Below are 21,907 nucleotides of genomic sequence, written 5' to 3' on the forward strand. Positions count from 1 at the left end.
GTCGCGGAGGCGATCAGCGGTTGAGCAGGGTCCCGAACGATCCGAAGTAGAGTGCCCAGGCTCCGAAGGCGACGAGGAGTGCGAGGCTGAGCACCGTGTGGAACCGCCCCGTGTACCTGAGGACGGGCACCGATACGAGGACGGGGATGAGCGACCACGAGAACGCCGCCAGCCGGTCGCTGAAGTAGACGAAACCCAGCGCGAGGAAGTAGCAGTTGAGGAGGATGAAGGCGTTGAGCAGCTTCGGATACCACTCCGGAAGATGGGCCAGGCGCCTCTTCACGGCGGCGTAGGCAACGAACAGCGGCCCTGCGCTCAGGAGCCAGAAGATGGGCCGGTTCGTGCCGCCGGAATACGACCGCGCGAGCTCGGAGTCGGAGTAGACCTCGATCTGTTCGATGCCCGATCCCAGAGGACCGGCCAGGCGGGCGTTGAGGCCCGTGAAGTAGGCGATGCTGAAGATCACCCACGCCCCGAGGAGGATGTCCGTGCGCAGGCGCACCAGCCTGACCACGAGGATGACGATCGCAGGCGCGATGGCCGACCAGTGGAAGAGGAGACCGAGTCCGAGGACGACGAGGATCCAGACGACCCTGGCATTGCGGAGGACGAGCGCCAGACCGAGGAAGAGGAACGAGATCGACAGGCCCTGACGGACGAGGAAGCTCGAATAGTCGAGGAAGAATCCGAAGCACACGGTCACGTAGAGGACGACGGCCGTCTGCCACCCGGACCCGAGGATCATCCACAGGGCGATCGTGAGCATGATCGCACAGAAGGCGGCGACGATGAGGAAGTACACGTCCGCGTCATGGGTGAAGGAGCCGATGAGCCAGTTCACGAGCAGAAACGCTGGCTCCCTCCCGTCGGTCACCGTGGTGTCGAAGACCTCTCCGGGTTCGGCGAAGCTCATCGTCTCGAACTCGGCGGCATAGCGGGTCTTGTCGACGACGTCGTAGTTCGCCGGGGCCGCAGCGAGAACGATGATCGTCGCCAGCGAGGCCACCGGAAACACGGCATTGCTCCAATGCCGGAACTTCGAGCCCTCCCCGACGAGACAGAAGCCGACGATCCACAGGGTCACGAGCCCGAACCACGAGACGAGGAACATCGCTCACGCCCCGATCCGGCCGAGGCGGCGTTCCCACTCGATGAGAGTGGTGATCGCCGGCAGCATCTCGTCGAGCATGGTCTGGTGGACGGCCTCGGACCGGCCGATGGGATCGACGACGTCGTCGTCTCCTCCGTCCCCGGGAGCCCGCCGCCGGTAGCGCTGGGCGAGGGCGGCGACGGACTGCCATCGCTCGATCGGCGAGGAGCTGTCCTCGGGCGGCACGAGGGGAAGGATGCGGGCGAACTCTCTGAGGGTGAACGTGCGCTTGAGCGCACCGGGGGCCATCTGGACGACCATCGACCGCTGCGCCCGCTCCATCGTGAGGACGAGGTCGGCGTCGCGGATGTGCCGCGGGTCGAGTCGTTCGGCCCGGAAACCCTCAAGGGTGAACCCGTGCCGGTCGGCGATCCGTGCGATCTCCGGGGGCACGGTGTCATCGGCCATCGCGTTCGTACCGGCGCTCGAGACCGCGAACTGCATCGGCGCGATCTGGTCGAGGCCGCGCTGGAGGAGCTGCTCGACCAACGGCGATCGGCAGATGTTGCCCGTGCACACGGCAAGGATGCGGAACGGTGCGACGTCGATCTCCCAGCTGCCCGTCATCGCAGGCCGCCCACGAGCCCGGTGACGCGGTACATCGTCCGGTAGCCGAGGAGGTTGTAGGCGGAGCTGAGCAGACGCCTGCCCGCGCCCAGGCCGCGCACCCTGACCGAGGGCACCTGCACCCGATACCTCTTCGCGACCGCCAGTCTCTGGTCACGGGGGATCTCGCAGTCGGGGCGATGGAGGTCGCGCATGCACGAGAAGACGTTCTTGGCCCTGATGAATTCGACCGCCGCGATGATGTCGGGGGAGGCCGTGCTCTGCGCCCACTCCTCGAGGCGACGACCGACCTCGGTGAGATCGGCGAACTTGTCCGGCAGATACCGCGCCGTGGCCGAACCGGCGCTGTTCCGGCGGTACCAGTGGCCGAGGATCGGCACCGTGCGCACCACCTCGGCGCGGTCGATGCACGCGAGGTTGAAGAGGAGGTCCTCGCCCATCCTGATGCCGTCGACGAAGCGCACCGCTCCCGCCTCGATGACCGTGCGGCGGTAGGCCTTGTCCCAGACGGCATTCGCCGACTCATCGGCGATCATCCGCGCCACGGTGTGCTCGTCGAGGCGCACGTCGCTGCTCTCGGACAGACTCGCCCGGAGGCGGAGGTCGGCAGTCCGCGTCCCCGCTGCCGCGCCGAGCGCCGGGTCGTCACTCGAGGCGAAGCAGACGATGTCGGCGTCGTCGGCACCGGCGCGGACGACGGCGTCGAAGAGCAGCGGGTCGACGAGCTGGTCGTCGGCGTCGAGGAAGACGACCCAGTCGCCCGTCGCCTCCTCGATTCCGCGGTTGCGGGCGGCGGAGACCCCCTGGTTGGGCTGGTGCAGGGCGCGGATCCGGGCATCCGCCTCGGCGAGGTCGTCGATGAGCGCTCCCGAGGAGTCGGTCGATCCGTCGTCGACGAGGATGAGCTCGAAGCTGCAGTAGCGCTGGGCGAGCACCGATGCGACCGTCGACCGCAGATTCGACGCCCCGTTGTAGACGGGGACGATGACCGAGACCATGGCCTCCCTGCCCGTCATCGCACACCCTGACCTGCGGTGCGCCGGTCGGTGAGCCCTTCGAGGAAGGAGCGCACGGCGTCGCCGGTGAGACGGTAGTCGAGGTCGGCCCGATCGAAGTCGAGCGGGGCGGTCATCCGGCCCGAGGCCCAGTCGGCGTGGACGGCCGCGGCGAGCGCACCGGCGTCGCCGTCGGCGGCGAGCACCGCCTCGGGGACGTCCCGGACGCCTTTGACGTCGAAGGCGTACGCGCGCCGCCCCACGGCGACGGCCTCGAGCATGACCCGCGGCAGCCCCTCCCACGCGGAGGTGTGGAGGAGGCCGTGGCTGTGGGTGAGCGCGTCGACCACGGAGTCGGGCCCGTCCGCGGTGACGCGTCCGCTGAGTCCGAGTCGCCGGATGCGTTCGCGGGTCGCCGACCGCAGGTCGCCGTCTCCGATCATCCGCAGATGCACGTCGACTCCTCGGGACTCCAGCCCGAGCACGACGTCGAGGGCGAGGTTCGGTCGCTTCCGGGCACTGAACTCCCCGATCCACACGAGTTCGAGTCGGTCGTCCGCGGACCGCGGCAGCGGCTCGCCGGCGCGGTACCTCTCGAGGTCGAGGCCGACACCCGAGCGCAGGCGCAGCAGCCGTTGGGGGTCGAACCGCTGCCCGAACCAGGCATGGTCGTCGGAGTTGATGGCGATGACCCCGGCGGTGCGGCGCAGCAGGGCGTGCTCGACCTGCTGCCACACCCGGTCGCCGAGTTCGGTGCCGGTGTTCCAGTGCAGACCGTGGCAGAAGTAGACGACGGGGACCTCGAGTCGTGCGGTGCGCACCAGCGCCGAGGCGGTCGCCGAGTTGGTCACGACGACGTCGAGGCGTTCGCTGCGAACCCATCTGCGCAGTCCTGCCCACGCGGTCACGGCGCCCGGCCCGGGGCGCCTGCCGAGACCGGAGATGACGACGCCGCCCCCGTCCGCGGTCGGCGTCCCAGCAGCGACGGACACCGAATGCCCTGCCACCGTCCATGTCTCGATGATCTCGGGGAAGAACGAATCGACCATGTGTCCGACGCTGGCGAGCAGGCCGATCCTCACGACAGCCTTCTTCCCTGCGCGAGGCTCTCGCGCCTCGTCAGGGCGTCGGAGTGGCCGAATCGTGCGGGTTCGGTCGCGTCCTCGGGAAGCGGCCACACGGTCGGGACCGTGGGTCCCGAACCCCGCCGGGGCCGGAGACGATCGGCGGTCGCCTCCGAACCGTCGACGGTGAGGTCGGAGCCTCCGGCGTCGTCGGACAGCGGTGAGCCGGAGCCGCGGCGGTGCCGCGGCGGCACATCCTGGGACCTGCTCGAGTAGACCTGGTAGTAGCCGCTCGTCTCCGCCGACGACCTCGGCACCCGGTTGAGGACGAGGTTGACCGGAACGTCAAGCACCTCGAGACTGCGCAGGGCCTCCTGCAGTTCGCTGATCCTGACCTCTCCGACGCTGGCGACGAGGAGGACCCTGCCGACGTACTTGGAGAGTGTGAGGGAGTCGGCCACAGGAAGGAGCGGCGGGCCGTCGAGGATGACGAAGTCGAATTCGCCGCTCAGGCGGGTGATGAGCGTGCCCATCGCACGCGAATCGAGGAGCTCTGCGGGATTCGGCGGCATCATGCCGGCGGTGAGGACGTAGAGCTCGTCCTGCCCCCAGGGCTGGAGGAGTTCGGAGACGTCGGCGGATCCGAGCAGGGCGGTGGTCAGACCCGCGGAGTTCTCGAGTCCGAGCTTGTCGGCCACCGTGGGCTGCCGGAGGTCGACGTCGACGAGGGCGACCCGACTGCCCGCCTGGGCGAGGGAGATGGCGAGGTTGATGCTCGTCGACGACTTGCCCTCCTGGGCCTTGGCCGAGGTGATGAGCACCGCCGGGTTCGTGTCGTCGACCTGGGCGAATCCGAGGTTGGTCCGCAACCGCCGGAACGCCTCCCCGCGAGCGTTGTCGAGGCCCATGTCGCTGATGAGGGGCTCCTCGGCGATCCGTGCGTCTGCGGGGATCGCGGCGAGCACCGGCGCCGAGGTGATCGGTTCGAGGTCCTCCTTGGCCCGCAGGCGGCCGTCGAGGTTCGTCCGCAGCAGCGCGATGCCGAGCCCGACGGCGAGACCGACGGGCAGTCCGAGTCCGACGCACATCCACAGCGGCAGGCCGTCCGCCTGCGCTGCCGGCACCGCAGGGTTGGAGACCCGCAGCTGGATCTGACCCGTCCCGTCATCGCCCTGGTTCTCGACGTCGTCGATGACCGTGACGAGGCTCTCGGCCACGGCATCGGAGAGTTCGGCGGCGTCCTGCGGCGTGGCCGCTGTCGCCTCGACGGTGATGAGCACCGTGCGCGGGTCGCTGAACGCCGTCACCTGGGAGTCGAGCTCCTCGGGGGTGACGTCGAGGTCGAGTCGGTCGATGACCGGTTCGAGGACGGGGCGGGACCCCGCCATGTCGACATAGGTCTGGATCCGCTCGAGGATGAAGTTCGACGCCATCTGCATCTGATACGGGTCGCCGGACGTCGAGACCGACGCGAACATCTCGGTCTGCGAGGTGTAGGTCGTCGGTCTGAGCAGGGCGTAGGCGAGGCCGGCTGCTCCTCCGAGGAGGGTCGCGATGATGATGAGGGCGACGTTGCGCCTCATGATGCGAAGGAATTCCTTGAGTCTCATGTCTCGTTCCACTCGGGTCGGCGACTGCGGATCGGGATCGCAGCGCGGGTGGGGCGTGGTGACTGCCTTCGTTCCAGGCTAGGCACGCGGACCCGGTCGGCACCGCCGACCGGTCCTGAGGGTACGGGCTGCCGCATCACCGGTGCGGCCCTCCGCAGAGGACCTCGGCGATGACGGAGAGGACCCGATCGAGTTGGCTCGGGCTCAGCGCGGAGCCGCTGGGCAGGGTGAGGCCGGTCGCGTAGAGGGCCTCCGCGGTCTCTCCGCCGTGCATGACGCAGCCTGTGAACACCGGCTGGAGGTGCATCGGCTTCCACAGCGGGCGGGTCTCGATGTCATGGTCGGCCAGCCGCTTGCCCAGCTCCTCGGCGCTGAAGCCGGTGACCTCGTCGTCGATGAGCACGGCGGTCAGCCACGCGTTGTCCGGGTGCGGATTGTCCGCACCGAAGAGCGCGATGCCCTCGGTCCCTGCGAAGAGCTCGAGGTAGGCGGCCCGGTTCGCCTGCCTGCACGCGATCATCGATTCGAGACGGGTGAGCTGGGCCCTGCCGATGGCGGCGAGGAGGTTGCTCAGACGGTAGTTGAACCCGACCTCGGTGTGCTCGTAGTGGGCCACCGGCTGCCGCGCCTGGGCGGAGAGGTAGGACGCGTACGCGGCGAGGTCGCCGTCGTCGGTGAGCAGCGCTCCTCCACCTGAGGTCGTCATGATCTTGTTGCCGTTGAAGGACACCGCTGCCGCCTGTCCCATGCTCGCCGTCGCCCGACCGGAGTGGAGCGAGCCCAGCGATTCGGCGGCGTCGACGAGGACGGGGACGCCGAACTCCGCGGCGATCGGCAGGATCCGGTCGTAGTCGGCGGGCCGTCCGAGCAGGTCGACGGGGACGACGGCGGCGGGCAGGCGTCCCCGGCCGGCGGCTGTGCGGAGGGCGTCGTGGAGCAGCGCCGGGTCCATGTTCCCGTCGGATCGGCAGTCGATGAACTCCGGTTCCGCCCCGCAGTAGGTGATCGCGTTCGCCGTCGCGGCGAACGTCATCGTCGAGGTCAGCACCCGGTCGCCCGGTCGGACCCCGAGACCGAGGAGTCCGAGGTGGAGGGCCGCGGTTCCCGACGACAGTCCCACCGCGTGCCGGACGCCGACGGTGGCGGCGAGCTCCGCTTCGAAGGCCGTGAGATCGGGGCCGGTGGGAGCGATCCACCCGCTGCGGAAGGCGCTGAGCAGGTACTCCTCCTCAAGCGCTCCCACGTCGGGGGTCGACAGCGGGATCCGCCCGATCTCGGGTGCCCGGGTCTCGGTGGTCGATTCGGCATCGGAGATCGTCATGACGCCATCCTCAGTTCGGTGGTCGGGTGGGCCTCGGTCCGCAGAGCGCAGCAGAGGTATTCCTCGCCCGCGCGTGCAGGTGAGGCGGGGTGCGGCAGCGGCACGGTTCCGCGCGGGTCGGTGATGGGCCGGAAGCCGGAGGCGAGGTAGAGGTGGGGCGCGCCGGCGGCTGTCGAGGCGGGGCAGAAGGCGTAGTCGGCGTCGGTCGCCCGGACCCTGTTGAGCAGCAGCCGCAGCACTTCGCGGCACAGCGACTCGTGCTCATCGTCCTCGAGCGCGGGATGGGTCGGATCGGGGAGGAAGCGGATGATCCGCGCCGCGTCGCCGGTGCCGACCATCTCGCACAGGCCGACGCGCTCGCCGCTTCGGGTCCGCGCCATCCACTGGGTGAGCTCCCGGGTGCGGGCGATCTGCTCGAATTCGATGAGGTCCGAGCGCATGCTGCCTCCGAAGCTGATCATCGTCGCGCTGCCAGGATGGCTGACGCCGTCGCGGCGGAAGACCGTGAGCACGGTGAGCACGAGGATCCGCAGATCGGTGCGCAGGCTCATCGTCTCGACGTACTCGACGTCGAGGTCGAACCGCTCGTCCCAGGACAGTGCGTTGCGGCCGCTGACCTGGGCGAGTCCGCTCAGTCCGCCGCGGACGGCGTGCCGTCGGGACTGCTCGGGCGTGTAGAGCGGGAGGTACTCGGTCGTCAGGGGTCGGGGTCCGATGAGGCTCATGTCCCCGACGAGGATGTTCCACAGGCTCGGCAGCTCGTCGAGGCTCGTCGCCCGGATGAAGCGACCGAGAGCGGTGAGTCGAGCCGAGTCGTCCGTCCACCCGCGCCCCGGGTCGAGCGGTCGCATGCTGCGGAACTTCTTCAGGCGGAAGATCCGGTTGCCCTCGGTGACCCGCTCCTGGGTGAAGATCACCGGCGCGCCGTGGGCGACGAGGACGAGACCGGCGACGACGGCGATGACGGGAGCGAGGACGAGGAGTCCGAAGGCCGCTCCGGTGACGTCGATGGCGCGTTTGAGATGAGGATAGGCCATCTCAGGACCTCGCCTCAGCGGTCTGCCTGACCACCGGTTCCGTCGGGCTCAGCGCCTCGGCTCCGCGCCGGTAGGCGGGGAAGAAGTCGCTCGCCTCGTCGAAGTCGAGTCCGTTCGCCGCCAGGCGGTGCCGGTGGGCCGCCAGCAGCTCCTCGTAGCGGCCCGGTGAGAGGATGCGTTCGCCGGTGAAGTAGTCGTACTGCCCCTCGAGGGCGAAGCCGCGCTTGTAGCGTTCGAGGCTGTCCTCGGCGGTGACGCCGCCGCCGAGGACGTACCGCCGTCGGCCCTGCGCCTGGAGCCACTTCATCGACTCCATCTTCACGAGGTCGTTGGGCCGCACGCCGAACGCCGCCGCCTCGGTGCCGCCGAGGAAGTAGTAGCCGTCCTCCCTGCCGAAGAGCAGGAGGTCGACGGAGACGAGACGGCCCTCGTGCTGGGCGTAGACGTAGGCGAACTGGCCCGGCAGCGCTGCGTGGATCCCCTCGAAGAACGGGCGCTCGAAGCGGTACCAGTCCGCGCTCTCGCGCCTCTCCATGGTCTCGGTGTAGATCCGCACGAAGTCGTCGACGAACTCGCCCTCGGTGTCGATGACCGTGGTGACGCCCTCGCGCAGGGCGCGGCGGACGCTGCTGCGGACCTTCGGGGCGACCTTCTGACCGAGGTCGTCGGCAGGGACGCTGAGGTCGCGGACGTAGTTCGTCTGGCGTCTGCGCGTCGTGCCCTGGTAGGGCAGCATCGTCTCGGTGAAGAGGGTGAGCCGTGAGAACTCGCTGACGACGGAGTTCTCGTCCGCCCAGAGATCGAACATGCGCCAGAACTGCGCGGAGGCCGCGTCGATATCCCTGATGCCCCAGTGCAGCGGTCCCCCGTAGCCGTAGGGCGAGATGATGTCGAACATCCGTTCGTCGCCCGACCGTGCCGTGAGCTCCGCATCGATCTCGCGGAGGAAGAAGGGGTAGAGGACGTATCCGTCGCCGACGGTCATGACCGCGGCGGCGAGCTGTCCGTCCCCGGCGCGCAGCAGTGAGCAGACGTCCGGGTGGGCGAAGGGATGTCGCTCCGCCGAGGCGGACCAGAGTCCGATCCACTCCTCCCGGTCCGTTGCCGCCTCGGCCCAGAGGACCTTCCACTGCGCGTTCATGCCGACACCTCCGTCGTCCGGCTCTCGGTCTCTACCAGGTGCGTGCAGCTGTGCTGCGCGGATCGATAGACGGGGAAGAAGCTGTCCGTGGTGTGAGGGCAGCTCAGCGCCGAGTAGCGCTCCGGATCGATGACCTGCTGCGCCGTGCGATAGCGTCGGCGCCCGGATTTGGCCATCGACAGCTTGTAGCGCAGGAGGCTGTCGTCCTCGGTGTTCGTCACTCCCCCGGTGAGCACGTAGTCGGCGACTCCACGGGACTGGGCGTAGAGGAACGCCTGCATGACGAGATAGCTGTTCGCTCCCGACCGCAGGCCCTGCGCATCGGAGGCGCCGAGGAGCGCGTAGGCGATGTCGTTGCAGAAGAGGATGAATTCGACCGAGGTCGCTCTGCCGTCCTCAAGCGCGTAGATGTAGGCGAAGCTGCCGGCGAACTCACGATGGAGCATCGCGAAGTAGTCACGGTCGAGGTAGAACCGCTCATCGGCGCCGTTGCGGTCCAGGGTCTCGCGGTGCAGCCGGAGGAAGTCCTCGAGCCGTTCGCCGCGCTCGTCGACGACCACCTGGATTCCGGAGGACTCCGCCTTCCGCAGGGTTCTCCGATAGCTCTTCGAGGCGTCGGCGAGAAGCTCGTCGATGGTGCGGCCCTCGAGCCTCTTCACAGCGTGCGGGGCCTGCTCGATGTGGTCTCCCGGGTAGCCGAGTGAGGAGTCTGCGAGCGGATTCTCCCGATGGAACTCGGTGACGACTCCCTTGTCGAGGGCCCAGTGGCGGAACCGCCGCCAGAACCGATCGCTGACGTCGGCGATGTCCGCCCGGTGTCCCAAGCTCAGCAGAGGCCCCCCGTAGAGCAGGGGCGCGGCGACGTCGTAGCACTCGCTCGTCACCGGACGCCCGCAGGCATCGTGGGTGACCTCGCGCAGGAGGAAGGCATAGAGGACGTGCGAGCCGGAGCGGTCGTCGAAGACGGCAGCCAACGGCGTCTCCCCCTCAGCGGCGAGGGTCGCCAGGTAGTCGGGGTGGGAGAAGGCGTCGCCGGCGGCACAGCGGTGCCAGGCGTCCAGCCACGTCTCGTAGCCGTGGGTCGAATCGGTGCCGACGATGTGGAAGGCGGTGTCGGCGAGGTCGTCGTCGATGTGCATGGTGTCCTCACTCGGGTCAGACGGCATTGGGTTCACCCACGAAGCGTCGGCGGACGGCTTCGAGGAGTTCTCGGGTGTCATCGTTCGCTTCGGGCAGACCCTTCTCAGGGGCATCGCCCGCATCTCCGTCGGCTCCGCTCTCAGAGCGCACGCTCACGGACGCGAGCGCCGGGGACTGCACCGGCTCCGTCTCGGTCGGCCCTTCGAGTCCGGTCGTGCAGGTCTGGGCACAGAAGAGGTCGATGACCTGTCGTGATGCCGACTGCCCCGGCAGGATCCGGTGGTCGAGCGCGGGAGCCTCGACGCGGCTGATCCGCTCGTGGACCCGCACCACCGCACCCTCGTAGTCGCCGAAGAGCTCCTCGTCGAGCTTCTCGCCCTCACGCAGTCCGGTGTAGATGATGTCGGCAGAGCGGTCGGACATGGCGACGAGGCTGCGGGCGATGTCGTCGATGCGCACGGGTTCGCCCATGTCGAGGACCATGATGTTGCCGTCCTCCCCGATCGCAGCGGCCTGGAGGACGAGCTGGCAGGCTTCGGGGATGGTCATGAAGAACCGCCGGACCTCGGGATCGGTCACGGTCACGGGACCGCCTCGGCGGATCTGCTCCTGGAACGCGTGGAGCACGGAGCCGCGGGAGCCGAGAACGTTGCCGAACCGCACGGACAGGTACGTTCCGGCCGATCGTGCTGCGAAGCCGCTGACCAGCTGCTCGGCCACCCGCTTGCTGCGTCCGAGTTCGCTCGTCGGCGCCGCCGCCTTGTCCGTGGAGATGTTGACGAAGGTCTCGACCTCGGCCGCCGCCGCGGCCTCGAGGACGTTGAGCGTCCCGTGGACGTTGGTCTTCCACGCCTCCTGCGGGAACCGCTGGAGCATCGGCAGGTGCTTGAGGGCCGCGGCGTGGAAGACGATCTGCGGTCTCGTCGCGGCGAAGATCCGGTCGAGGGCCTCCCGGTCCCGGATGTCGGCGAGCACGGTGTTCGGCGAGGTGAGGAGCGCAGAGCCGAAGAGGGTGAGCTCGACCCCGTGGAGGGCGGACTCATCGCGATCGAGGAGGATGAGGGATTCGGGTCCCAGCGAGGACAACTGCCGGCACAGTTCGCTGCCGATCGAACCTCCCGCACCGGTGACGAGGACGCGCCGTCCGGCGATCGTCTCCGCGATCTCGGTGAGATCGGTGTGGATCGGACTGCGGCCGATGAGGTCCTCGACCCTGAGGTCGCGGATGTCGGCGATCTGCACCCGACGGTCGACGAGTTCGGCCAGCGGCGGGATGGTGCGCAGCCAGCGACCGGTCATCTGCAGGCTGTTGCGGCACGCGTGGAGGAAGCGCGCATCGGAGTCGGCGATCGCGACGATGACGCCGGAGACGTTGAGCCAGTCGACCACCTCGGCGATGTCGTCGCTCGTGCCCCGCACTCGCACCCCGTGGATGCTCAGGTGACGTTTGCGCGGATCGTCGTCGATGAGGCCGACGGGCAGGTACGCGCCCAGAGGATCCGAGAGCATCTGCCGGATGAGGGATTCCGCGGCGTCGCCGGCACCGACGACGAGCACCCGCTCCCCCTGTCGGGGGCGGGTCGCGAACTGGTGCACCCAGCGGATGACGTAACGGGTGCCTGACATGAGGATGAGGGCGGCGAAGACGAGGAGGAGGACGAACGGCGCGTCACCGGCGGTGACGACCATGAGCGCGCACGCGACCGCGAGGCAGACGAGGACGAGCCCGCCGAACTCGGCGAAGCTGCCGTAGTGGTAGCGGCGCCGGTAGAGGCCGAGGCTGAGTCCGACGAGCAGCTGCAGGGCCAGGGCCACGGCGAGGACCATCCCGACGGTCGGCCCGCTGATCCACCCGAAGCCGAGGACCAGCCAGGCCAGTCCTCCGGCGAGGACCCAGGCGAAGGCGTCGAAGACGATCTGCAGCCACGTCTTGTTCTCCCAGATCACCATCGCCAGTCGTGACGACCGACTTCCCGAGGGCGCTCCAGGCGCCGGATCGGGGTGTTCGGATGCTGTCATTGCGAACTCCAATGCACTATGGGACTTGCGGTGCGCTCTCGCCCTCGGGCGGCGTTCGCGCTGCGGACGATCGAAGTCGGCCGCAGCGGGAACCGTGCCTCTCGGGGGATTCGCGATCGCCTCCACGCTATGGCGGTGTCCGTGCCGCGGACCCGATGCGGGAGCGGTTCTGCGGGCATCCGCGCGGGCTGTGCGGACTGCCGCCAGTCGGGTGCTCAGACGGCGGCGAGCCTGGGGTTGCCGGCGAGAAGGGAGACGAGTTCGGTCCGCGACCCCACACCGAGCTTCCGGTAGGCGGCCGTGAGACGGAGCTCGACGGTGCGCAGGGAGACGAAGACCCGGCCGGCGATGTCCTTGTTCTTCAGTCCCGCCCTGACGAGTTCGACGACCTTGAGCTCCTCCTCGCTGAGCTCGGCGAGCTGCGGGTGGACCGGGGGTTCGGAGGGAGCCGGCGCGGGCGGACCCGGCGACTGCGCGGAGCCCTCGACCCCGAGCTCGGTGAGGATCGCCTCGGCGGCGAGGAACTGCTCCCGGGCACGGGAATCGGACCCGAGCTGCTGCAGGCGCCTGCCGAAGGCGGTGTGGGTGAGCGCCTTCTCGTAGAGGGAGTCCTGGGCGCCCCACGACCGCAGCGCGAGGTTGAAGAGCTCATTGCCCTTGTCCCCGGAGGCGAGGAGGGCCTCGCCCCGGCGCAGGGCGAGTTCCGCCCACCGCGAGGGACAGCGTTCGACCCGCTTGCGCAGCTGCTGGACGAGGAGTGCCGCGTGCTCTCTGCGCCCGATCTCGACGAGGGCCTCGATGAGATCGGCTTCGTGGCGGCGGACGTTGGGATTGACCTCGTTCGCGGAGAGTTCGTCGCATCGCCGCAGATGGCGCACGGCCTCAGCGGGGTATCCCATCCGCAGCAGGCAGCTTCCCTGCAGGGCGTTGAGCTCGGCGAGCAGGCGGCGGTTCTCCGACGTCGTCGCCAGGGCGGCGAGCTGCTCCTCGACGGGTTCGGCGTCGCATGCGGCACCGTGCATGAGCAGCGCCCACGCCCGGAGGACGAGGACCCGGTCGGGCCGCACGCCGGGCAGGGTGACGCTGTCTGCGACGACGGCGCGGATGAGTTCGTCGGCCAGCCGCAGACGGCCCGCACGCACGGCTGTCTCGGCCTGCAGGCAGCGCGCCTGCAGTCGCCAGATCGTTCCGTCCCCGCTGCTGCGACGGAGGAGGGAGAGCGCGGCCTGGGCCGAGTCGAAGTGCTCGGTGAGCATGAGCCCCGAGGCGACCGCGAGGACGAATTCGGGGTCGAGGTCGTCGCCGTCGTGGTCGCGCAGGGCCGTGAAGCTCCGCACCGCCGACCGGTCCGTCCCGCGGGCGCTCTCGAGCCGGATCGTCGCCGCCTCGAGCAGCCGGCGCCCGTCCTCGCTGAGGTGGTCGACGGCCCCGCGCGCCTCCCGCAGCAGCTCTTCGGCCTCCGCGTACTCGCCGCGTTCGCAGCGGCACATGCTCAGGGTGAGCTGGAGGAGGGCGACCTCGGCGGGCGCCTCGGCGCGTTCCCTCTTCGACCAGCTGTTGATGAGGTGGGAGGGCAGCGTCTGGCGCTGGGAGAAGTCGATCCGGATGCCCAGCGTCCGTGCCCGCACCGCGAGCGCGGGCGAATCCGACTGTCCGGCGATGCGCACATAGCGGCTCGCGAAGACGAACTCGCCGCGCTCGTAGAGCTGCCATGCGATGTCGATGAGGGCGGGTGCCAGGGACTCGTCGTCGGTGCTCACCCGCATCGCCCGCTCGACGAACTCGATTCCGGCCGGGCCGGCTCCCTCGGTGATGAGCGTCCTGCCGTCGTCGATGAGCGTCGGCGCCGTCTGCTCGGTCGGCCGGGCGAAGGACGCATGCCAGTGCTCGAGGCGGGGGTCGACGCCTGCGGAGTCCTCGGCGAGCTGCTCGTGGCCGGCGATGCGCTCGCTCGCCCCCATCGACTGGTGGGCCCAGGCGCGGACGAGGTGGTTGGTGATGCGCAGATGCGGACCGCGCCTCTCGATGATGTCGCGGGTCTCGAGGTCGTCGACGATCTCCCACAGGCCCGGGATCCGAGCGGCGAGGGGTCCCCACAGCGCTGCCGGTGCCAGGGACAGCTGTCGGAGCAGGGTGATCGTCTGCGGGCCGGGGCTGCCGAGGACGTCGCGGAGGATCGATGCCCCGGTGTCGCCGAGGCGCACGGGGATGGTCAGCGGACCGTCGCCGAGCCGCTCCCGTCGATTCATCTCCGTGACGATGCTCTCGAGCGCGAGCGGACGCCCGCACGCGGTGGCAGCGGCGAGGTGCGCCGCTTCGGGGGCGAGCCGGCCCTCGCAGAGGTCCTGCGCGGCGGCGACGAGCTCGTCGCGGGTGAACTCCCGGAGTTCGACGGTGGGGATGAGCGAGAGGGGTCCGTCGTCGGGTAGGGAGGTCGCGGAGACGACGAAGTTCGCGCACCCGGCCTGCGCACGCCTGAGCATCTGGCCGAGGACCGCCTGGGACGGTCCGTCCATCCGGTCGGCTCCGGCGACGACGATGAGCGCGTCGTCGGCGATTCCGGCTCCGCGCAGCGCCGACTGGGCGGCATCGGCGATGTCCTCGCCGCGGTCGTGCGCGAGGTCGGCGACCGAGGTGCGGCTGTCGATCGCCCCGAGCGAGGTGAGGAGGATGTCGATTCCGGAGCAGTCGCTGCCCGGCTCGGAGTGGCTGAAGTGGACGCGCAGGACCGGTCCCGACCATTCGGCCTCCACCTCTCGGAGGAGAGAGGCCTTGCCGAGGCCGGTCCGGCCGACGACCGCAGCTGCGCGATGACGCTCCAAGAGCGTCCGCAGCCGTGCGAGTTCGCCCGGCCTGCTCGATCGCGATGTGCGCGGATCGGTCTCGTCAGGTCGGCTCCGCTGCGGTGGGGCCGGCACGTGGGGATGGGATGACTGGGGATTCTGGGGATATGCGGGGATGTGCATGCACCCCATCTTCGTGAGCCGTCCCACCGGTCACCAGGTGGTCATTACGGGATAATTCTCGGCAGATACTCGAATGTGCCCGCCGGTTCCCGGAATGTCACTACTCGATCACTCGCCGATGACGATTGCGTGACAGCAGGTGACTACTCGAATTCCCTGCGTGTCGTTCTTCGCTACTCGATCGCACAGTCGCGGGCGGCCCGTTGATCTGCGATTTCGCATGGGTCCGCCCTCCCTCATCCCGGCCGGTCGGTCCGTAGGCGGCTGAGCGCCTCGGCCACCTCCGACCGGGAGGTGATGTCGAGCTTGCGGTACATCCGGTAGGTGTGGCCCTCGACGGTGCGAACCGCGACGCCTAGCTCCTCGGCGATCTCCGCGTTCGACAGGCCCGCGACGATGAGCCGGGAGATCTGCCGCTCCCGGTTCGTCAGCTCGACGGCCTCCTCCTGGACACGATGGGGGTGCGTCGGGGGCTCCTCACGCCAGGATTCGGCGATCTCGCGGCAGCGCTCGGCGAGGTCCGGTCCGATCCCGCCGAGGTCGTCGGCGAGTGCCGTGAGCGCCTCCGGGTCCTCGTCCCGCAGGGCCGCGCCGAGCGATCCGAACCGCCACCGGTCCCTCTCGCCGGCCGCGGCGGCGAGCGCGAGGATCGCCTCGGCGTCGTAGAGGCCGAAGTGGCGCAGCAGCTCGAGCCGCAGCCGCATCGCGAGCGCGAACTCATGGTCGGCCTCCGCCTCCGCGAGCACCTCGGTGAGGGCGTCGAGGTAGGACTGCTCGCCCGTGAGCACGGCGCGTGCGACGAGCCGCAGGCCCCGCGCGCGGCCGCCCTCGAGGTAGACATTGGCCACCGGCAGGCGGACGAAGCGCGCATCGAAGTCGTCGGCCGCCTCGGCGTTTCCGCTCATCATCGCCGAATACTCGGCCTGGGCGAGGGCGAAGGCCATGAACTGCTGCTGGTTCCAGTACTCGAAGGCCTCGACCGCGGCGGCCGCACGCCGGGCGGACTCGGCCCACCGCCCCTCCTGGCCGAGGATGCGGGCGAGCACGAGGTCGCGCGGCCCGCTCGAGGCGGCGAGGAACGCGAGGTCCTGGCTGCGCACCTCGCTCAGCCCGTCCCTCACCTCGTCCCGCCTGCCGGCCTGGAGCATCGCCCACGTGCGGAAGCAGTCGAGCATGATCAGCGGCGTGCCGATGGTCGTCATCTTCGCCTCGGTCTCCTCGAGGAGGTCGAGCACATCCTCTCCGCGGCCGCGTTCGAGCTCCTTCGAGGCGAAGGCGATCGCGATGCTCACCCGCAGGGTCTCCGGCACCTCCTCGGCCGTCATCCACCGTGCGTCGACGACGTCGTCACCGGACAGGCGCGCCCACGTGAGCCGGCTGACCCGGTCGAGGGTGACGCGGGTGAGGTCGATCTGCGCGAGGACCTCGGCGTCCCCGTCCGCGGCGGCCGCGATCCGGTCGAGGGTGACGCGGGTGAGGTCGATCTGCGCGAGGACCTCGGCGTCCCCGTCCGCGGCGGCCGCGATCCGGTCGAGTGCGGTGAGGAAGTCGTCGACGGACAGCGAGGGGGATTCGCGTCCGACATCCCGGAAGATCCACACGATGAAGGCCTCGAGGACGAGGAACGGCGTCTGCGTCCGGCGCACCGTCCTGGCGAGGATGTCGAGGCCGACGGGTACGAGGTTGACGTCGCAGTAGAGGCGACCGAGGTCGAAGAGCTCCTGCGGGTCCATCGCCTCGAACGGCACCCCGCGGAGGATCCGCAGCGCCCGATGCCATTCGCCGAGGGCGATGGCGATCCTTGCCGCGTCAATCGAATCCCGCAGGGAGATCCTCGCCCCGCAGCTCAGGCCCCAGTCGGCGCGGAGCATCCGCGAGCGCTGGGAGGGCGTGCCGGGAGCGGATTCGACGAGTTCGAACATCCGGCGGCTGCGTCCGACGGGAACGGTCACCCGGATCGTCTCCGTCGAATGGGATTCGAGGGCGACGTAGACGGGCGAGCCCCGCGACTCGAGTCCGATGACCCCGGCGGCGACGAGGTCATCGGCGGCCTCCCCGTACCCGGCACTGAGCATGAGCTCGACCTCGACCTCGCCGGCGAGGACGACGAGTTCGAGCGCACCCCGCTGCTCCTCGCTGTAGCGGGCGAGGTGGTAGGAGATGACGTCGCGGACCCGCTCGTCGTAGGCGATGTCGAGTCCGTCGAGCAGCCACACCCCGTGTCGGAGGCGGAACCGGTTCCACTGCCGGGCGTACCTGAGCAGTTCGAGGACCCGCACCGGGACCCCCATGGTGAGGAACATCGTCGCGTCGATGACTCCCCGTGACACCACCCCGCCGAGGTGGTGCTCGAGCATCGTCGTGACATCGTCCTCGTGGAGCGGGTCGAGGAGGACGTGGTGGAGCAGTCCGTCGGCGACGAGCTCCCGGAAGTGCGGGGAGCGGCCGTCGACCGCAGGCTGGACGGTCACGGCGATGCGGATCTCCCCGTCGGTGGCGAGCTGGCTGAGCACGCTCACGCTTGCGTCGTCGAGGTGGTGGGCGTCGTCGACGAAGACGACGGGCGGTTCCTCGCCGGCCGTGAGCATGGTGACGACGCGGTTGAGCAGCGTCCCCTCGTCGTCGGCGAGGTCGACGGCGAGGCCGAAGGCGCCGAACGGGCTCTCGGCGAGCACCCGGTCCCCGCGCACCCAGAGCTCGCGGCCGCCGCGTTCGGCGTGGATGAGCTCGATGAGGCTCGTCTTCCCCGCCCCGGTGTCGCCTTCGATGACGACTCCGGCGGCTCCCGTTCCGACGAGGGCTGCGGCGATCTCGGCGAGCTCGCCGTCGCGACCGAAGCAGTCCCGGCGATCCCGCGCCTCAGACATGGACCCTGCCCCACGTGGAGACGAGTTCGCGCAGCTCGCGTCGGTTGGCCACCTGCAGACGGCGGTAGATCCGGCTCAGGTGCCATTCGATGGTGCGCGCCGAGAGATGGTGGAGCTCCCCGAGCTCGTGGCTGCTCGCCCCCGCCATGACCCCGTCGACGAGCTTGCGCTCGAAGTCGGAGAGGACGGTGTGGAACCGCGACCCCGTGGCACCCGAGCGCACCGTGCGCGTGCTGTTGCCGATGAGGATCCTCGCCTCCTTGACCGCCGAGCGGTCGCCGACCTCGACGGCCCGCTTCTGCGCGAGCTTCGCGAAGTCCGAGGAGGTGAGGTACGAACCGAATTCGAGGGACGCGCGTGCGGCCTCGATGAGCGCATCGGCGTCTCCGACGAGGACGCCCTCGGCCACGGTCCGGGCGAGCCGCCCGATGGCACCGTCGATCTCACCTCCCAGGACGGCGAGGCTGTGGCCGGCGGATCCCTGACCGAGGCGAGCGGCCTCGATGAAGGCGAACGCGGCCATCGTCGCCGCGCCGTGCTCGGCGATCGAGGTGCCGAGGGCATGGAGGCGGTCGGCCGCCTCGGCGGGATGGGCGAGCGCGAGCGCCTGCAGGTCGAAGAGGCGCGCTTCGGCCTCCGCCCACCACGAGTAGCGGTCCGCCCGCTCCTCGTCCCACGTCGCCTCCCGCAGCCGCTGCGGATCCGAGGGCCGGCCGAGTAGCGCATCCGCGTAGCGCTTGGCCGCGCGTCCCACCCCGGTGAGATCGATGAGATCGGTCTCCTGGGCCGGTTCGAGCACGGCCTGCAGGGTCGACTGGGCTCGCGCGGGATGGCCGGTGCGCAGGTCGACCAGCGCCCCGGCGAGTTCGAACATCCGGTCCCCCGACCGGGCCTCGCGCACCGATCGCCGCGCCCCGGCCCAGTCCCCGGACAGGTAGCGGGAGACGAAGATCTGCGGTGCCGCGTCCTCGAGCTCGTAGCTGGTCAGGCCGGGCAGGGAGAACATCAGCTCGGCCTGGTCGATGCAGCGGATCCCGTCGACCACCCGGCCCTGCAGGACGAGGACGAGACCGAGGATCGCGCAGGCCCGCAGCCGATGCCGGTTGAGGCACTCGTGGTCGTGGAAGACCTCGGAGGCGAGGCAGCGGGCCTCGTCGAGGCGGCCTCCCCGCAGGGCGAAGCGGGCGCGGGTGACGTCGACGCGGCCCGTGTCGGCCGGGGTGCTCAGGAGGTCGCGCACCCATTCGACGCGCAGCTCCTCCGGAGCGTTGGGATCGGTGAGGCGATAGTCCATGCACAGGAGCCGGGAGAGGTACTGGGGGTCGGCGTCCTCATCGGCGTCGGCGAGCAGACGGGCGAAGGTCTGCTCCGCCTCGGCGATCCCCCCTCTTCCTTTGTCCGCGCGCACGAGTTCGAGGAGCACACGGTCGGTCTCCCACCCGGAGGCGACGATGAGGTCGGCCGCGTCGGAGTACCGCCCCTCGGCGTTGGCATCGCCGACGGCGGCGAAGATCCGGTCCTCCGGCTGCCCGACGCCGAGGGACAGACCCCAGCGCAGGTACCCGAAGAGGGCACGGCCCTCGAGGTCGTCGAGGTCGACGACATCGGCGAGGAGCCGGAACAGTCTGAGGCTGTGGGAGGGCATGACATGGGCTTTGAGGGTCTCGGCGATGACCGGCTCGGCGAGGTGGACCCCGGCGCCCGGGCCGCGCTCCATGACGACGAGGCCGATGTCGGCCAGGGCGTCGATCTCCCCCGGCGAGCAGAGGAGGGCGAGGCTGTCGTAGGGGACCTCGCCGACCATGGCGACGACCTCGAGGACGGGCCGGAGGCCGCTGGGGACGTTCCACAGGATGCGCTCGTGCGCGCTCGACTGATCGGCGCCGAAGATCACCTGGTTGAGCAGGCGCGGGTTGCCGCCGGTGTCGCGCAGGAGCTCGGCCGCCGAGCGGGTCGGGGCTCCGGCCGATTCGACGAGCGCGGCGATCGCGCTCTCGTCGAGTCCGGTGAGGTCGATGCGCACAAGCGATCCGCCCAGCCACAGCTTCGCGAGGAGATCGACCGGCGGCCGGATGGATTCGGCGCCGGCGACGAGGCGGATGCGACGGGCATCGGCGAGGCGGCAGAGGACGGCCAGCGAGGTGGTGTCGATGAGGTTGCTGTTGTCGAGCTGGACGATGGGCACTGTGTCCTCGCTCGCCGCCGCGAAGGCGCGGGCGAGGGTCGACAGCGCCGCCCCGGGTGCGATCTCGCGGTGGGCGCCGGCCTGGGAGAGGAGGATCTCGAGGACGCCGAGCTCGCGGTCGCGCAGCAGCTCGGAACCGCGCAGGCGATGCACCGTGGTGTCGGACTCGAGATGGTCGAGTGCCCGATTCATCACGGTGGTGCGTCCGATGCCCGCGGCGCCGACGACGAGACACCCGCAGCGGTCGGGGTCGACGAGCGCGTGCCGCACCGCCGAGACCTCGTCTGCGTAGCCGAAAGCGCGACCCTGCGGGGATGGGACCGTAACCGACATGTGCGCTTCTTTCGGTGTCGCCGCAGTCCTGCCCGCGGATCGCGCGGACAGCACACGGCTGTCTGCCTCGCGGATGCTCGAGCGGATCCTCCGGGTACGGCGCTCGGAGGTTCGGACTCGCAGGCCGTCGGGAGGGGACCACTGACCACCGCGAAGCTGGGGATGTGGGGACACTGTAACCGCATATCCCGCTCCCCGCAATCGACCCGTCCGCCTGTCGACCACCTCGGTGAGCTACTTGTGGGACACTTCACGCGAACGTAGTATGGACAGAAACTTACTGAACGATCTATCAGGAGCACTCATGGACACCCTTCTGAGCGCAGAGGAGCGCGAGTTCGCGCAGCAGATGCGTCAGTTCTATCGCACGGAGATCCCCGAAGAGCTCCGTTTCAAGGTCGCCACCGGCCAGGAGCTGTCCAAAGAGGACATGGTGACCTCGCAGCGGATCCTCAACGCCAACGGGTACGCCGTGCCCCACTGGCCGCTCGAGTGGGGCGGTCAGGACTGGACCCCGGTCCAGCGCCACATCTGGCTCGAGGAGATGCAGCTCGCCTGCGTACCCTCGCCGCTGCCCTTCAACGTCTCCATGGTCGGGCCGGTCATCGCGAACTTCGGCTCGCAGGAGCTCAAGGAGCGGTTCCTCCCGGCCACGGCGAACATCGACATCTGGTGGTCGCAGGGGTTCTCCGAACCCAACGCCGGATCCGACCTCGCCTCCCTGGCCACCTCGGCGGTGAGGTCCGGGGACAAGTACATCGTCAACGGACAGAAGACGTGGACGACGCTGGGCCAGTACGGGGACTGGATCTTCATGCTCGTGCGCACCGATGCGAACGTGAAGAAGCAGGCGGGGATCTCGTTCCTCCTCATCGACATGAAGTCCCCCGGCGTCACCGTGCGCCCGATCCAGCTCATCGACGGCGGCCATGAGGTCAACGAGGTCTTCTTCGACAACGTCGAGGTGCCGGTGGACAACCTCGTCGGCGAGGAGAACAAGGGGTGGACGTACGCGAAGTTCCTCCTCGGCAACGAACGCACCGGGATCGCCCGGATCGGCGCCTCGAAGGTCAACCTCGCCCGTGCCAAGGCGTACGCGGCGGTGACGAAGACGGCCACCGGCACCCTCCTCGACGACCCGCTGTTCTCGGCGCGCCTGACCCGGCTCGAAGCCGAGCTCACCGCGCTCGAGATGACCCAGCTGCGGATCCTCTCGACGCAGGCCGCCGGCTCGGACAAGCCGGATCCGCGGTCCTCGGTGCTCAAGCTCAAGGGCTCGCAGCTGCAGGAGGACATCAGCGAGATCCTCGTCGACGTGCTCGGACCGCAGGGTCTCGACTTCGTCACCGACCGGGTCCAGGGCGAGGGGCTGACCGACCTGCCGCTCGGCGCCGTCGACGCCCTGCCCGCATACTTCAACACCCGCAAGGTCACCATCTACGGCGGTTCGTCCGAGGTGCAGCGCGGAATCATCTCGAAGGCTCTGCTCGGGCTCTGAGCCCGGCGAAGGAA

The 21,907-nt window shown here is 69.6% G+C and carries 14 protein-coding genes; 1 reads left to right on the forward strand and 13 read right to left on the reverse strand.

The annotated features are described in order from the left end of the window. Positions 1-13: 13 nt before the first annotated feature. From ACQ1RG_RS02875 to ACQ1RG_RS02935, 13 genes are all read right to left on the reverse strand, one after another. A complete protein-coding gene (locus ACQ1RG_RS02875) occupies positions 14-1,111 on the reverse strand; it encodes an EpsG family protein (protein ID WP_063249622.1) in 1,098 nt (365 codons plus the stop codon). Positions 1,112-1,114: 3 nt separating this feature from the next. After that, positions 1,115-1,717: a low molecular weight phosphatase family protein gene (locus tag ACQ1RG_RS02880; protein WP_063249620.1), complete on the reverse strand. Its 603-nt coding sequence runs from the start codon at positions 1,715-1,717 to the stop codon at positions 1,115-1,117. Then, positions 1,714-2,733 (reverse strand): glycosyltransferase family 2 protein, encoded by a 1,020-nt coding sequence (locus ACQ1RG_RS02885; protein WP_342474193.1) that lies wholly within the window; start codon positions 2,731-2,733, stop codon positions 1,714-1,716. Before ACQ1RG_RS02885 ends, ACQ1RG_RS02880 begins: the two co-directional genes overlap by 4 nt. Further along, positions 2,730-3,794 carry a glycosyltransferase gene (locus ACQ1RG_RS02890; protein WP_119296680.1) on the reverse strand — a complete coding sequence of 355 codons (1,065 nt, stop codon included), beginning with the start codon at positions 3,792-3,794 and terminating at the stop codon, positions 2,730-2,732. Before ACQ1RG_RS02890 ends, ACQ1RG_RS02885 begins: the two co-directional genes overlap by 4 nt. Next, positions 3,791-5,386 carry a polysaccharide biosynthesis tyrosine autokinase gene (locus tag ACQ1RG_RS02895; protein WP_119296681.1) on the reverse strand — a complete coding sequence of 532 codons (1,596 nt, stop codon included), beginning with the start codon at positions 5,384-5,386 and terminating at the stop codon, positions 3,791-3,793. The genes ACQ1RG_RS02890 and ACQ1RG_RS02895 overlap by 4 nt, the downstream gene beginning before the upstream one ends. Positions 5,387-5,522: 136 nt before the next feature. Next, entirely contained in the window at positions 5,523-6,707 is a 1,185-nt protein-coding gene (locus tag ACQ1RG_RS02900; RefSeq protein ID WP_119296682.1) for a DegT/DnrJ/EryC1/StrS family aminotransferase, read from the reverse strand. Continuing rightward, complete coding sequence (locus ACQ1RG_RS02905) at positions 6,704-7,744, reverse strand: sugar transferase (RefSeq protein WP_119296683.1); 1,041 nt, start codon at positions 7,742-7,744, stop codon at positions 6,704-6,706. Before ACQ1RG_RS02905 ends, ACQ1RG_RS02900 begins: the two co-directional genes overlap by 4 nt. Position 7,745: 1 nt before the next feature. After that, positions 7,746-8,885, reverse strand: coding sequence for a GNAT family N-acetyltransferase (locus tag ACQ1RG_RS02910; protein ID WP_430600477.1), 1,140 nt, complete (start codon positions 8,883-8,885; stop codon positions 7,746-7,748). Further along, positions 8,882-10,024: a GNAT family N-acetyltransferase gene (locus tag ACQ1RG_RS02915; RefSeq protein WP_430600479.1), complete on the reverse strand. Its 1,143-nt coding sequence runs from the start codon at positions 10,022-10,024 to the stop codon at positions 8,882-8,884. Before ACQ1RG_RS02915 ends, ACQ1RG_RS02910 begins: the two co-directional genes overlap by 4 nt. Before the next feature lie 16 nt (positions 10,025-10,040). After that, positions 10,041-12,044, reverse strand: a complete 2,004-nt coding sequence (locus ACQ1RG_RS02920; protein WP_119296686.1) for a nucleoside-diphosphate sugar epimerase/dehydratase — start codon at positions 12,042-12,044, stop codon at positions 10,041-10,043. Positions 12,045-12,259: 215 nt separating this feature from the next. Further along, on the reverse strand, positions 12,260-14,866 hold the full coding sequence (locus ACQ1RG_RS02925) for a helix-turn-helix transcriptional regulator (RefSeq protein WP_119296687.1): 2,607 nt from the start codon (positions 14,864-14,866) through the stop codon (positions 12,260-12,262). Positions 14,867-15,246: 380 nt separating this feature from the next. Next, a complete protein-coding gene (locus ACQ1RG_RS02930) occupies positions 15,247-17,877 on the reverse strand; it encodes a helix-turn-helix transcriptional regulator (protein ID WP_342474196.1) in 2,631 nt (876 codons plus the stop codon). Further along, the gene (locus ACQ1RG_RS02935) at positions 17,870-20,395 is read right to left on the reverse strand and encodes a helix-turn-helix transcriptional regulator (protein ID WP_009378779.1); all 2,526 of its coding nucleotides are present in this window, start codon (positions 20,393-20,395) and stop codon (positions 17,870-17,872) included. Before ACQ1RG_RS02935 ends, ACQ1RG_RS02930 begins: the two co-directional genes overlap by 8 nt. A 304-nt stretch (positions 20,396-20,699) precedes the next feature. On the opposite strand from ACQ1RG_RS02935, the gene ACQ1RG_RS02940 reads away from it, so the two are divergent. Beyond that, a complete protein-coding gene (locus tag ACQ1RG_RS02940; RefSeq protein ID WP_063249610.1) occupies positions 20,700-21,893 on the forward strand; it encodes an acyl-CoA dehydrogenase family protein in 1,194 nt (397 codons plus the stop codon). Positions 21,894-21,907: the final 14 nt, after the last annotated feature.

This window comes from Brevibacterium sp. K72 (assembly GCF_050562175.1).
GTDB classification, from domain to species: Bacteria; Actinomycetota; Actinomycetes; order Actinomycetales; family Brevibacteriaceae; genus Brevibacterium; species Brevibacterium casei.